Annotated in this window: 13 protein-coding genes; all 13 read left to right on the top strand. The window is 42.2% G+C overall.

The window, feature by feature from the left end; translation table 11 throughout:
- Window positions 1–30 precede the first annotated feature (30 nt).
- The 13 genes from MHI11_RS11330 to MHI11_RS11270 all read left to right on the top strand — a co-directional run bounded on the left by MHI11_RS11330 (window position 31) and on the right by MHI11_RS11270 (window position 13,904).
- A complete protein-coding gene (locus MHI11_RS11330) occupies window positions 31–954 on the top strand; it encodes an aminoglycoside phosphotransferase family protein (protein WP_340961104.1) in 924 nt (307 codons plus the stop codon).
- Window positions 955–1,024: 70 nt separating this feature from the next.
- Entirely contained in the window at window positions 1,025–1,297 is a 273-nt protein-coding gene (locus tag MHI11_RS11325; protein ID WP_012010001.1) for a YlmC/YmxH family sporulation protein, read from the top strand.
- A gap of 123 nt (window positions 1,298–1,420) precedes the next feature.
- A complete protein-coding gene (gene dpaA, locus MHI11_RS11320) occupies window positions 1,421–2,323 on the top strand; it encodes a dipicolinic acid synthetase subunit A (protein WP_340961103.1) in 903 nt (300 codons plus the stop codon).
- The gene (dpaB, locus tag MHI11_RS11315) at window positions 2,320–2,913 is read left to right on the top strand and encodes a dipicolinate synthase subunit B (protein ID WP_050945000.1); all 594 of its coding nucleotides are present in this window, start codon (window positions 2,320–2,322) and stop codon (window positions 2,911–2,913) included. Before dpaA ends, dpaB begins: the two co-directional genes overlap by 4 nt.
- 139 nt (window positions 2,914–3,052) lie before the next feature.
- A complete protein-coding gene (asd, locus tag MHI11_RS11310) occupies window positions 3,053–4,072 on the top strand; it encodes an aspartate-semialdehyde dehydrogenase (RefSeq protein WP_340961102.1) in 1,020 nt (339 codons plus the stop codon).
- A gap of 92 nt (window positions 4,073–4,164) precedes the next feature.
- Window positions 4,165–5,379, top strand: a complete 1,215-nt coding sequence (dapG, locus tag MHI11_RS11305) for an aspartate kinase (protein WP_340961100.1) — start codon at window positions 4,165–4,167, stop codon at window positions 5,377–5,379.
- Window positions 5,380–5,409: 30 nt separating this feature from the next.
- Complete coding sequence (gene dapA / locus MHI11_RS11300) at window positions 5,410–6,276, top strand: 4-hydroxy-tetrahydrodipicolinate synthase (protein WP_340961098.1); 867 nt, start codon at window positions 5,410–5,412, stop codon at window positions 6,274–6,276.
- A 171-nt stretch (window positions 6,277–6,447) separates the two neighbouring features.
- Entirely contained in the window at window positions 6,448–8,115 is a 1,668-nt protein-coding gene (gene rnjB / locus MHI11_RS11295) for a ribonuclease J2 (RefSeq protein ID WP_003212233.1), read from the top strand.
- A 119-nt stretch (window positions 8,116–8,234) separates the two neighbouring features.
- Window positions 8,235–8,963 carry a ClpP family protease gene (locus tag MHI11_RS11290; RefSeq protein WP_003212436.1) on the top strand — a complete coding sequence of 243 codons (729 nt, stop codon included), beginning with the start codon at window positions 8,235–8,237 and terminating at the stop codon, window positions 8,961–8,963.
- A complete protein-coding gene (locus MHI11_RS11285; protein WP_283924494.1) occupies window positions 8,960–9,196 on the top strand; it encodes a YlzJ-like family protein in 237 nt (78 codons plus the stop codon). The genes MHI11_RS11290 and MHI11_RS11285 overlap by 4 nt, the downstream gene beginning before the upstream one ends.
- Window positions 9,197–9,309: 113 nt before the next feature.
- Window positions 9,310–11,682, top strand: coding sequence for an FtsK/SpoIIIE family DNA translocase (locus MHI11_RS11280; RefSeq protein ID WP_121597750.1), 2,373 nt, complete (start codon window positions 9,310–9,312; stop codon window positions 11,680–11,682).
- Window positions 11,683–11,846: 164 nt separating this feature from the next.
- Window positions 11,847–12,572: a GntR family transcriptional regulator gene (locus tag MHI11_RS11275; RefSeq protein ID WP_003211791.1), complete on the top strand. Its 726-nt coding sequence runs from the start codon at window positions 11,847–11,849 to the stop codon at window positions 12,570–12,572.
- A 102-nt stretch (window positions 12,573–12,674) separates the two neighbouring features.
- Window positions 12,675–13,904: an MFS transporter gene (locus tag MHI11_RS11270; protein ID WP_283924521.1), complete on the top strand. Its 1,230-nt coding sequence runs from the start codon at window positions 12,675–12,677 to the stop codon at window positions 13,902–13,904.
- Window positions 13,905–14,133: the final 229 nt, after the last annotated feature.

Here is a 14,133-nt window from a genome sequence, read left to right as displayed (position 1 = left end):
GTATATCAAATAGAAAGGGGCACTGCTTACATGGAATTTAAAAAACTGAAACTCCTCTCTCCGCTTCTGACACAAGCCATTTCCTTTCAGCCGATGACATCTGGCTTTTCTGGAAACCGTACTTATCTCGTCACAACATCCTCAAGTGAAAAGCTGGTGCTCAAGTTATCAAATCTCAAAACGTATGCTAATTTTAAAAGAAAAGCGTCAGTTCAGCAAAAGTTTAAAAATCGAGGGCTTCTATGTTCTGAAGTCATGGAGGTTGGAATGAATCCTGAACTTAACTGTACCTATCGTATTTTCTCTTTTATTGAAGGAGAGAACGCTAGAGCATCCATCCATCTGCTTACAAATGAAGAGCAGTATGAAATCGGAAGACGGGCAGGCAGAGAGCTGAATTTCATGCATACATGTCCCGCACCTTCTCATGTCGTGCCATGGGATGAGAGAGTCATGGCGAAATATGAGCGGTATGTACATGCCTATCAATCAAGTGGAGTGACCTTTACGAAAGAGCAATTCGTATTAGATTTTATCAAATCACATGCTGATGCGGTAAAGACGAGACCTAATCAATTCCAGCATGATGATTTTCATTTGGGGAATATCATCATACAAGAAGGTGAGTATGCCGGCGTCATTGATTTTGATCAATCTGACTGGGGTGATCCAGTTCATGATTTTTATAAATTGTCCTTATTTAGCCGAGAAAATAGTATTCCGTTTTCAGCAGGGCAACTGGATCACTATGTAAATACGCAGGCCACAGACGATTTTTGGCTTCTTTTTTCTATCTATACAGCAATGAGTTGCTTTTCTTCTATTGTTTGGACGCTTTCTTATGACACTGAACATGTACAAGATATGGTGAACCGAGTGGAGAGAATGCTGGCAGACCATGATCACTTTCATCAACTGAAACCAGCTTGGTATTCAAATTGGCATCATGCATAACTTGCAAAAGCGGGACGGTCTATTTCTTCTTGTGGCTGCATATATGATACGGAAGGGAAGTGATGCGATTTTGAGGCTAAGCGAGCTGTCAGGAAAAGAGATCGTCGATATCAAAAGAGCGGAGCGGCTTGGCGTGCTTGGACAAACCGACCTTGAAATCAATGAACAGGACGGTCAAATCACAGCACTCATCATACCTTCGGTGAAGTGGTTTGGCTTTCGAAAGCAAGGAAATGACATCCGCGTCCCGTGGAATCACATTCAAAAAATAGGATCAGATATGATCATTCTCGATGTGCCTGAAGCACTTCAGCCGCCCGGGGAAAAAGAGCATCCATCATAAATGGGTGCTCTTTTTCTTTTCTCTCTTCGATTTGTTCACAGGCTGAATCCTCTCCTCATATGCTAAAAGGGAGATTCAGAAAATATTACAGACTTTTTTAAATAAAGAAGGTGAACGGTCAGTATGTTGAGCGGTTTAACGGTTGCGGTGATCGGGGGAGATGCAAGGCAGCTTGAAATTATTCGCAAGCTGTCACAGCAGCATGCCAAAGTGTTTTTGGTTGGATTTGATCAGCTGGATCACGGATTTATTGGGGCTGAAAAGCTAAAAATGTCAGAACTACCATTCGAACAGGTAGACAGTATGATCCTGCCAGTATCAGGGGCAACGGATGAAGGTGTTGTCGCGACAGTTTTCTCAAATGAGCAGGTGTTACTAGAAGCAACATATTTAGAAAGAACCCCTGCCCATTGTACCTTGTACTCAGGTATTTCTAATACGTACTTAGACAATCTGGCAAAGCAGGTGAACCGAAAACTTGTGAAGCTGTTTGAGCGAGATGATATTGCCATATATAACTCTATTCCAACAGTTGAAGGGATTATCATGATGGCCATTCAGCAAACGGATTATACGATTCATGGATCACGTGTCGCTGTTCTTGGACTCGGAAGAACAGGACTCACCATTGCCCGCACATTTCGGACACTCGGTGCGGATGTAAAAGTAGGGGCAGCAGATACAGCGCATTTAGCGCGGGCCTTTGAAATGGGACTCGATCCATTTTCAATGGACCGGTTAAAAGAAGAAGTAACAGATGTAGATATCATCATCAATACCATTCCAAGCCTTGTATTAGATTCATCTGTCATCGTCAGCATGACACCAAAGACACTCATTTTGGATATCGCCTCCCGCCCAGGAGGAACAGACTTTGACTTTGCACAAAAACACGGAGTGAAGGCGCTTCTTGCACCTGGACTCCCGGGAATTGTTGCACCAAAGACAGCAGGGCAAATCATTGCAAAAGTGCTTTCTGGGCTCTTATGTGAACTTGCAGAGGAAAAAAGGGGGATGGAATCATGACAACATTAAAAGGGAAAAGAATCGGCTTTGGCTTAACTGGTTCCCACTGTACGTACGAAGCGGTTTATCCGCAAATCGAAGCACTTGTAAAAGAAGGAGCAGAAGTGCGTCCAGTGGTGTCATATACGGTCCAGAACACGAATACAAGATTCGGAGATGGGGCGGACTGGATTGAGCGGATCGAGAAGCTGACTGGCTTTAAGGCGATTGACTCAATCGTGAAAGCAGAGCCGCTCGGGCCTAAGCTACCACTTGATTGTATGGTCATTGCTCCATTAACAGGGAACTCGATGGCGAAATTCGCAAATGCCATGACAGACAGCCCTGTTTTAATGGCTGCAAAAGCAACCATTCGAAATCATCGTCCTGTCGTTTTAGGAATTTCAACAAATGATGCGCTAGGCTTAAATGGTACAAATCTGATGAGGCTGATGTCGACAAAAAATATTTTCTTTATTCCATTTGGCCAGGATGATCCATTTAAAAAACCGACCTCCATGGTCGCGAACATGGATTTGCTTTCTCAAACAGTAGAAGAGGCACTTCAGCATAGACAAATTCAGCCAATTTTAATTGGACCAAGCGAATAATAGATTCACTAGAAAATCATGAAAGATTCAAAAAAGATGCTTCAAGCCTTGCTTTTCTATGGTAAAATAAAATGTAAAAAGTCATAGGATGGCCATCCGAAAGAAAAGAATCATGGATGGGTCGGAAGGAGTTTTACTGATGGGAAGAGGATTGCATGTAGCTGTAGTTGGAGCGACTGGAGCTGTCGGTCAACAAATGTTAAAAACACTAGCTGACAGAGATTTTGAAATGGATACACTGACTCTACTATCCTCAAAACGTTCTGCTGGAACAAAAGTGACATTCAGAGGTCAAGAGTATACTGTACAGGAAGCAACACCTGAAAGCTTTGAAGGAGTAAGTATTGCATTATTCAGTGCTGGAGGAAATGTTTCCAAGGCGCTAGCTCCTGAAGCAGTCAAACGAGGTGCGATTGTTGTAGACAACACAAGTGCTTTCCGTATGGACGAAAACATCCCTCTTGTCGTACCAGAGGTAAACGAAAAAGACTTGCATGACCATAAAGGAATCATTGCAAACCCTAACTGTTCAACGATTCAAATGGTTGCGGCATTAGAACCGCTTCGTCAGGCGTATGGCTTGAAAAAAGTCATCGTGTCCACTTACCAAGCCGTATCAGGTGCAGGACATGAAGCCATTGACGAGCTATATAGCCAATCACAAGCCATTTTAAATAAAGAAGATGTGAAGCCAGAAGTCATGCCTTATCAAATTGCATTTAATGCGATTCCGCAAATTGATAAATTCCAAGACAATGGCTATACATTTGAAGAAATGAAAATGATCAACGAAACGAAAAAAATCATGCATATGCCAGAGCTGGAAGTAGCGGCAACATGTGTGAGACTTCCAATTGAAACAGGACATTCAGAATCTGTTTACGTCGAACTAGCATCAAACGACGCAAAAGTTGAAGACGTCAAGTCCATTCTAAAAGATGCACCAGGCATTACACTGCAAGATGATCCGTCTCAGCAAATTTATCCAATGCCTGCAGATGCTGTTGGGAAAAACGACGTATTTGTCGGCCGCATTCGGAAAGATTTGGACCGTCCAAACGGGTTCCATATGTGGATTGTATCTGATAACCTGCTAAAAGGCGCTGCATGGAACTCCGTTCAAATTGCAGAAAGCTTAAAAGCATTAAAATTAGTTTAACATTCAATGGATGATGAGGACGAACAGAAGAGAGTTAGGCATCTTTCGCCAGCTCTCTTCTGTTACGTCAGAATGAACTTGGAGTGAAAACAGTGAAAATAATTGTCCAAAAATTTGGCGGTACATCTGTCAAAGATGATCAAGGTAGAAAAAGGGCACTTGCACATATCTTATCGGCAAAAGAGAAAGGCTATAAATCTGTTGTCGTCGTTTCCGCAATGGGACGAAAAGGCGATCCTTATGCGACAGATACGCTGCTTGGTCTGCTTTACGGCAGCGCGCAGCATATGACAAATCGAGAAAAAGACTTGCTCGTTTCCTGCGGAGAGAATATTTCAGCTGTTGTGTTTTCAAGCATGCTGAATGAAAACGGGCTAAAAGCTGTAGCGATGACAGGCGCACAGGCTGGCTTTGTGACAGATAAGGAACATACGAGTGCGAAAATTATTGATATGAAGTGCGAACGTCTCGAGGCGGCACTATCTGAACATGATGTTGTCGTTGTTGCTGGGTTCCAAGGAGCCGGGAAAAATGGAGACGTGACCACAATTGGACGAGGCGGCAGTGATACGTCCGCAGCTGCTTTAGGTGCTGCATTACAGGCAGACTTTATTGATATTTTTACAGATGTAGAAGGCGTCATGACGGCAGATCCCCGCATTGTTGAAAATGCAAAGCCGCTCAGAGTCGTGACATATACAGAAATTTGCAACCTTGCATATCAAGGAGCAAAAGTCATTCACCCGAGAGCTGTCGAAATTGCGATGCAAGCAAAAGTACCAATGAGGGTCCGTTCAACATACTCTGATGAAGAGGGCACACTCGTCACGTCACACTACTCAGATAAAATGAGCCATGATGTGTACGACCGCCTCATTACGGGTATTGCACATGTCAATGATGTGACGCAAATCAAAGTCCCGGCAAAAGAAGGGCAGTACAGCGTCCAAACAGAGGTCTTTAAAGCAATGGCTAATGCACAAATCAGTGTCGATTTCTTCAACATTACACCGAGTGAGATTGTGTATACCGTGACAGGTGCAATGACTGAAAAGGCAACCTCGATCCTAAAAGAGCTTGGTTATACGCCAATTGTCACAACAAATTGTGCGAAAGTATCAGCTGTTGGCGCAGGCATCATGGGTGTACCAGGTGTCACATCAAAAATTGTATCGGCTCTATCCGAGCAAAACATTCCGATTTTACAATCGGCTGACAGCCATACGACCATTTGGGTGCTAGTGAACGAAGAAAACATGAGAGCGGCTGTCAATGCCCTGCACGAAGTGTTTGAACTTTCAAGATAAATGTGATTGAATCATGATGAGGTGAAAAAAATGAATTTCGGAAATATCGCAACAGCTATGATTACACCTTTTGATAAAAAAGGCAACATTGATTTCCAAAAGCTATCAATTCTCATTGATTACTTGTTAAAAAACGGCAGTGACTCATTAGTCGTTGCAGGGACAACAGGCGAATCGCCAACTTTATCGACTGAGGAAAAAGTCGCTCTTTTTCAGCAATCGGTAAAATTAGCAAATGGTCGTTGTAAAATCATTGCAGGAACAGGCAGTAATAATACAAATGCGTCTATCAAACTAACGAAAAAAGCAGAAGAAGCGGGCGTTGATGCAGTGATGCTTGTCGTACCTTACTACAACAAGCCATCACAGGAAGGCATGTATGCACACTTTAAAGCCATTGCCGAGTCTACATCTCTTCCTGTCATGCTTTACAATGTACCAGGGAGAACGGCTGCGTCATTAGCCCCAGAAACAACCATTAAGCTTGCGCAAATACCTAACATTGTCGCAATCAAAGAAGCAAGTGGTGATCTTGATGCCATGACAAAAATCATTGCAGAGACACCAGAGGATTTCGATGTCTATTCAGGTGACGACAGCTTAACACTTCCAGCTGTATCTGTTGGTGCAAAAGGAGTAGTCTCTGTGGCGTCTCATATCGTAGGGCTTGATATGCAGCAAATGCTGAAAAGCTATGCTTCAGGTCAAACGGCCAATGCCGCATTAATCCATCAAAAGCTGCTCCCAATCATGAAACAGCTTTTCACAGCGCCAAATCCAACGCCTGTCAAAACAGCTCTTCAGCTGAAAGGACTAGATGTCGGATCGGTTCGTCTTCCGCTTTTACCTTTGTCAGAAGAAGAGAGACTGAATTTAAGCAGCGTCTTAAACAGCTGATCAAAACAAAAGATTTCGTAAGCGGTCATTCTCAGATGTCCCTGAGTATGACCGTTTTTTATACATAAACACTTTCTTAAAATGTGACTTCATCTTGTTTTCTAAAATTAGATTCAGTTATAATAGCATTAAGCGATGATGGACGGGCTTGAGACTAGGAGGAAAAGAATTTTGAAAAAGAAAAATACAGAGAACGTAAGAATTATTGCACTGGGAGGCGTTGGAGAAATCGGGAAAAACTTATATGTCATTGAAATTGATTCGGACATATATGTGGTAGATGCAGGCTTGATGCATCCAGAAAACGAAATGCTAGGCATTGACGTCGTCATTCCTGATATCTCTTATTTAACAGAACGTGCTGATCGGGTGAAAGCAATCTTTCTTACCCACGGACATGATGAAGCAATCGGAGGCGTATTCCATTGCTTAAGCAAATTGTCTGTACCAGTTTACGGAACGAAGCTGACCCTTGCGTTACTTCGAGAAAAATTAAAACAGTATGGCTTCAATCAAAAAGCTGACTTGCGTGAGGTACATGCAAAATCAGTCATTACGTTTGAAACAACAAAGGTATCATTCTTTAGAACGAATCACAGCATCCCTGATTCAGTTGGGATCAGCTTCAAAACCTCTCTTGGTTCAATCGTATGCACAGGTGATTTTAAATTTGATCAAACCCCAGCGCTTAACCAAGCCTGTGACATCGGAGAGATTGCGAAAATTGGAAACAATGGCGTTTTAGCACTTCTTTCAGACAGTGCCAATGCTGAAAAACCAGGTTATACACCTTCTGAGGCGCTCGTCCAAGACGAAATCTCAAATGCGATGTACAATGCTGAAAATCGTGTCATTGTGGCTGTATCTTCATCTAACATTAACCGAGTGCAACAGATCATTAATGCAACAAATCAAAATGGCCGTAAGCTTGCCGTAGCAGGAAAGAATATGATGACGACTCTTCAGCTGGCGATCAAACTTGGTTATGTCACAGCAGACGAAGAATTATTTGTACCAGTTCAAGAAGTGAAGAAAATGGCGAAAAACGATGTGGTCGTTCTGACAGCTGGAAGCCACGGAGAGCCTCTTGCTGCGTTAACAAAAATGGCGAAACAAAATCACAAACAGCTTCATATTGAAAAAGATGACACGGTTGTGATTGCATCTACACCTCTTCCTGGACAAGAACTCACCTATTCAAAAACAGTGGATTTCCTTACAAGAAGCGGCGCACAAGTCATTTTTGCGCAAAAACGTGTGCATGTTTCTGGACATGGCTGCCAAGAAGAGTTAAAGCTCATGCTGAACTTACTAAAGCCGAAGTATTTAATTCCAGTGAATGGCGAATATCGTATGCAAAAAGCACATTCTCGTGTTGCTGAAGAAGTGGGAATGAAACGCAGTGACATTTTCTTGATTGATAAAGGGGATGTTGTGGAGTTTAGAGGACAGAACGTCAAGATTGGTGAAAAAGTTCATCAAGGCAATATTTTGATCGATGGTCTTGGCGTTGGCGATATCGGAAACATTGTGTTACGCGATAGACGCCTATTGTCTCAAGATGGTATCTTAATTGTCGTCATTACACTTGATAAACAAAAGAAACAATTAATTTCTGGACCTGAAATTATTACAAGAGGGTTTGTGTATGTCAGAGAATCTGAAGAGCTGATTGTGAAAGCGACAGAAATGGTCAAAGGGATTGTCAAAGAGCAAACGGAAAACTCAATTGTTGAATGGTCAACATTGAAACAATCCATGCGCGACGTACTCAATCAATTCCTATATGAAAAAACAAAACGTAAGCCGATGATCATTCCAATTATTATGGAAGTATGATGAGAAAGCCCAAGGAGCATAAGCTCTTTGGGCTTTTTTGATGTGGCGTGAGGAATGCGGATTGAATACGGCCTTCTTGTTCATAATAGGAGGAGAGTTTGAGGAAAGGATGGAGACAAATGGACGAAAAAAATGAACAGCAGCCTGAGCGAAAGCCAGAAGAAAAAGACAGCATTATGAGCAAAATACAGCAGCTTGGTGAAACAGCCATACCACAGCTGCCGCAAGATACAAATATCCATTGCCTTACCATTATTGGACAAATTGAAGGCCACATGCAGCTTCCACCACAAAATAAAACAACCAAATACGAGCATGTCATACCGCAAATCGTAGCAGTAGAGCAAAACCCAAAAATTGAAGGGCTTTTGATCATCTTAAATACAGTAGGCGGCGATGTTGAAGCGGGACTAGCGATTGCAGAAATGCTTGCATCTTTATCAAAACCGACTGTATCGATTGTACTTGGCGGCGGCCACTCTATTGGTGTCCCGATTGCTGTATCGTGTGACTATTCCTATATTGCGGAAACAGCCACGATGACCATTCATCCTGTGCGTTTAACCGGTCTTGTGATTGGTGTCCCGCAAACCTTTGAATACTTAGATAAAATGCAGGAAAGAGTCATTAACTTTGTGACAAGCCACTCCAATATTACAGAAGAGAAGTTCAAAGAGCTCATGTTCTCAAAAGGCAATTTGACAAGAGACATTGGAACAAATGTTGTTGGTCATGAGGCAGCAGAATACGGACTTATGAATGAAGTAGGCGGTGTAGGACAAGCGATTAAAAAGTTGAACGAGCTGATTGGAGAAAGGGCATCTCAAAACGAGGGGCTGATCCAATGATTTTATACACAACTATGCCATATGAAGCCATTTACGCGGAGGAACAAGGAGACCGCAAACTTCAGCAGGTAAACATCCAAGGCGTGCCAGTTATGGTTGAATTGAAAGAGGATGAAGCAGAAATCGTTCAAGTCATGAGTACCAATCCAATGGACTTTCTGAATCAATCGCTTGCACCAGGCAAGCGATTGAAGTTACAATTAGGCTCCAATCAAACCGACTCATATGAATGATTCTATGCTATAATAAAGGGAAAACTTACAACAAGATGCAGCAGCCAAAACCAGGCTGCTTTCTTTCTGATCTTTCGGTAGGTTATATTTTCTTTCGTAGTAAGGTGATGAGTATGGCTAAAAAGAGAAAACGGAAAACGAGAAAAAAACAAAATAAACAGCTAAAACTGAAATATGAATTAAATGGGTTAGTCTGTATTGCCATAGCGATCATCGCCATTTTACAGCTAGGCGTCGTTGGACAAACCTTCGTACATTTATTCCGATTTTTTGCAGGTGAATGGTTCATTCTCTGCCTTATCGGATTATTTCTTTTTGGCGTGACCATCTTCTGGAAAAAACAAATCCCAGATATGTTGACAAGGAGAAAGGCAGGGCTATACTGCATCATTGCGAGTATCTTGCTTTTGTCTCATGTGAAGCTTTTTCAGCACCTTTCATCTGCGGGTGCGATAGGCTCTCAAAGTGTGATCAGAAATACATTTGAGCTTTTCTTGATGGACATAAAAGGTGAGACGGGGTCGCCTGATTTAGGAGGCGGCATGATCGGTGCCGTATTATTTGCTGCTTCTTATTTCTTATTTGCACAAGCAGGCTCTCAAATCATGGCAATCGTTCTGATGCTGATTGGAATTGTTCTGATTACAAATCGATCTCTTCAAGAAATGGTGAAAAAAGTGACGCTGCCTGTCTCGCAATTTATGGTGAAGCAGTGGAAAGCGTTTGTTGAAGATATGAAAGGAATCAGGCAGGCGAAAAAGAGCGCGCCCTCTCAGAAAACGGTCGAAAAGAAAAAACGGTCTCGTATTCAAGAAGAGGACGAAGATGATCAGATCTTAATGGAAGAGGAAGCGCCAGTGCCTGACAATAGTCAGCCGATTATCTCAAGCTTTGCTGACAGAGATGACATTCTCACCCCGCTCGTTCAAAAAGAGCAGGCGGCAAAAGAGACTTCGCCTCTTCAAGAATCTGTACAAAGTACGCCGGTTCCATCAGATTCAGCTGATGAACCAAAAGAGGCGCCGCCGATGACGTTTACTGAACTTGAAAACAAAGATTACGAATTGCCGTCACTGGATATTTTGGCAGAGCCGCAGCACTCAGGGCAGCAAACAGACAAGAAAAATATATACGAAAATGCAAGAAAGCTTGAAAAAACGTTTCAAAGCTTTGGCGTCAAAGCAAAAGTCACACAGGTTCACTTAGGACCAGCCGTTACCAAATATGAGGTCTATCCAGATGTCGGCGTGAAGGTAAGTAAGATCGTCAATCTAAGTGATGACTTAGCCCTTGCTCTCGCAGCAAAAGATATTCGGATTGAGGCGCCGATTCCTGGTAAATCAGCCATCGGTATTGAGGTTCCGAATGCAGAAATTGCGATGGTTTCTTTAAAAGAGGTATTAGAATCGAAGCAAAATGACCGTCCAAATGCCAAGCTACTGATTGGACTCGGCCGCAATATTTCGGGTGAAGCCGTTCTGGCTGAAATGAACAAAATGCCGCATTTACTTGTAGCAGGTTCGACTGGAAGCGGAAAAAGTGTGTGTATCAATGGCATTATCACAAGTATTCTGATGAGAGCGAAACCTCATGAAGTGAAAATGATGATGATTGATCCGAAAATGGTTGAACTAAATGTGTATAATGGCATTCCGCATCTGCTCGCTCCCGTTGTAACGGACCCTAAGAAAGCCTCACAGGCACTGAAAAAAGTCGTCAGTGAAATGGAACGCCGCTATGAATTATTTTCTCATACGGGGACAAGAAATATTGAAGGGTACAATGATTACATTAAACGAATGAATCAATCAGAAGAGGCGAAACAGCCAGAACTTCCTTATATTGTTGTCATTGTAGACGAGCTTGCAGATTTAATGATGGTCGCTTCCTCTGATGTGGAAGATTCTATTACAAGACTTTCGCAAATGGCTCGTGCAGCCGGAATTCATTTAATTATTGCCACACAAAGACCTTCTGTCGATGTCATTACAGGTGTCATTAAAGCCAACATCCCATCTCGCATTGCCTTTAGCGTGTCCTCGCAAACCGATTCAAGGACGATCCTTGATATGGGGGGCGCAGAAAAACTGCTCGGCAGAGGGGATATGTTGTTTCTACCAGTTGGAGCAAACAAACCAGTTCGTGTGCAGGGCGCCTTTTTATCAGATGAAGAAGTAGAACATGTCGTTGATCATGTGATCACTCAGCAAAAAGCACAATATCAAGAAGAAATGATTCCAACTGAAGAAACGCAGGATCAGCTTACAGCTGTGGATGACGATTTATATGATGAAGCAGTGGAACTCATCATCGGCATGCAGACGGCTTCTGTCTCTATGCTTCAAAGAAGATTCCGTATCGGCTATACCCGGGCCGCCCGCCTGATTGACGCAATGGAAGAGCGAGGCGTTGTCGGTCCTTATGAAGGAAGTAAACCGAGAGAAGTCCTGCTTTCAAAAGAACAATATGACGAGCTCTCTTCATAAATCGAAGAGAGCTTTCTAAAAAATAAGTGAACAATAGTATGATTATGTTAACTGGAAGTCAGACTATTTATTTATTTGCAAAAACATGATATAGTTATGTTCAACTTATCTCGGAATAGAGATTTCTCATCTTATCATTTGCATTGATTAGACGGAGGGAAAACATGTCGACCAAAACAGACAATCGCCATTTATATTTGAAAGTGATTGACCGTATTAAAGAAGATATACAATCAGGCGTATATGCCGAAAAAGAGAAACTACCTTCTGAATTTGAGCTCTCAAAGCTTTTAGGCGTGAGCAGAGCGACACTGCGTGAAGCCCTTCGTATATTAGAAGAAGAGAAATATTTAATTAGAAGGCATGGTGTGGGTACGTTCGTCAACACAAGACCACTCTTTTCAACAGGCATAGAACAACTGGCAAGTGTCACGAAAATGATAGAGCAGGTCAATATGACGCCTGGTACCATCTTTTTATCCTCGCAAGAAGGGGAGCCAACAGAGAATGATGTGATTCGTTTTCAGTGTGATGAATCTGATGAGATTTTTTCAATGGAGCGCGTTCGAACGGCCGATGGACAGCCCGTGGTTTACTGTTTAGATAAAATTCCGGTCAAGCATCTTCCTGCATCTTTTACACATGAAGAAGAGTCTCTTTTTGAGCTGTTTGGAAGAGAACCACACAGCGGGATAAAATATGCAGTTGCTGACATTGAACCAATCGGCTACCACGATCAGGTTTCACCGATACTAGAATGTGACCCTGAAACAGCATTATTATTACTGAAACAAATACACTATGATCAGGATGATCAGCCGGTCTTATACTCGCTAAATTATTTTCGAGCGGATAAATTCAGCTTTCATGTGATACGTAAACGATTTTAACGAGCAGTCGCTTTCATAAGCGGTTGCTTTTTGTTTGCCCATACATAATACCCGTAAAACTTGCCACACTAATACGTAACAGTATATAGAATTGGGTGAATGATGTTGGGCGAGAAATCAGTCAGTAAAAAGAATATTATTGCATTATCATCAGTGCCTTTAATCATGACACTTGGGAACTCGATGCTCATTCCCGTATTGCCACAGATAGAAAAGACACTTTCCATTACTTCCTTTCAAGTCTCCCTCATTATTACGGTATACTCCGTTGTCGCGATCTTATGTATTCCGATCGCCGGCTATTTATCAGATCGAATCGGGCGAAAAAAGGTACTCCTGCCGTGTCTGTTAATCGCAGGACTTGGAGGGGCTGTGGCAGCAGTTGCCTCAACGATCATGAAAGAACCGTACATGTGGATTCTATTTGGCAGGGTCCTTCAAGGTGTTGGCTCAGCCGGGGCAGCACCTGTCGTGATGCCGTTTATTGGAGATTTGTTTCATGATGATGAAGAAGTCAGTGCGGGACTAGGCGCCATTGAAACCTCTAACACAGCTGGAAAGGTATTGAGCCCGATTATTGGGGCGCTTTTGGCTTCATGGTTTTGGTTTGTGCCGTTTTGGTTTATTCCGTTCTTCTCAATCATCAGCTTTCTCATGGTACTGTTCATGGTAGAATCCGCGAAAAAAGAGGAGGACCCGCCTTCATTTAAAGAATTTTTAAAATCAACAAAGACCATATTTAAGCATGAAGGACGCTGGCTGTATGCCATTTTTGCAATTGGCGGTTTTATTATGTTTCTTCTTTTTGGTGTGCTTTTTTACTTATCTGATAACCTAGAGGCAGCTTATCAAATTAAGGGTGTCAAAAAAGGGCTCCTGCTTAGCATTCCGCTCCTTTTTCTATCCATCAGCTCATACGTTGCTGGGAAAACGATTGGAAAAGAAAAAGGGAAAATGAGAATCTTTTTAATCGTAGGCATGGCCTTGTTATCACTTTCCTATATGTTTTTATGGTGGAATCACAGCTTTTACGTATTGTTTATCTGCTTAAGCATTGGTGGTGTTGGCATCGGTATTGTCCTGCCTGCACTTGATGCCCTGATCACAGAAGGAATTGAAAAAGAGCAGTGCGGAACCATTACGTCGTTTTACAGCAGTATGCGTTTTATCGGTGTCGCTTTAGGACCTCCGATTTACGCTTATCTCATGGATAAAGGGGACTCCATCGTTTTTATTCTCTCGACCATTTGCAGTCTTATTTCTCTATTTTTGGTCATCTTCTTCATCCAGCCAGATGAAGAAGATGAAAGTGAACAATTAAAAACGGTTTAATCTAGAAAAAAGACGGTATTTTGCCATCTTTTTTCTTTTTTATAAATTGACATGTAAAATTTTGATAGTTAAACTAATGTATAGTAATATCTTTTAAATTATTCCAAGCGGGAGGTGTTCAAAAACATTCATTTTCTGTCCTTCTTTAGGCAGAAATTGAGTTCGCGTGGTGATGATGAATGTGTGTTTCTTCAACACGAAAAGACAATTGAATAGGTCATCCTGCCAT

This window comes from Bacillus sp. FSL K6-3312 (assembly GCF_038007485.1).
Lineage (GTDB): Bacteria > Bacillota > Bacilli > Bacillales > Bacillaceae > Bacillus > Bacillus pumilus.
The sequence above is the reverse complement of the archived record's forward strand: the minus strand, read 5'-3'. Positions and strand labels throughout refer to the sequence as shown.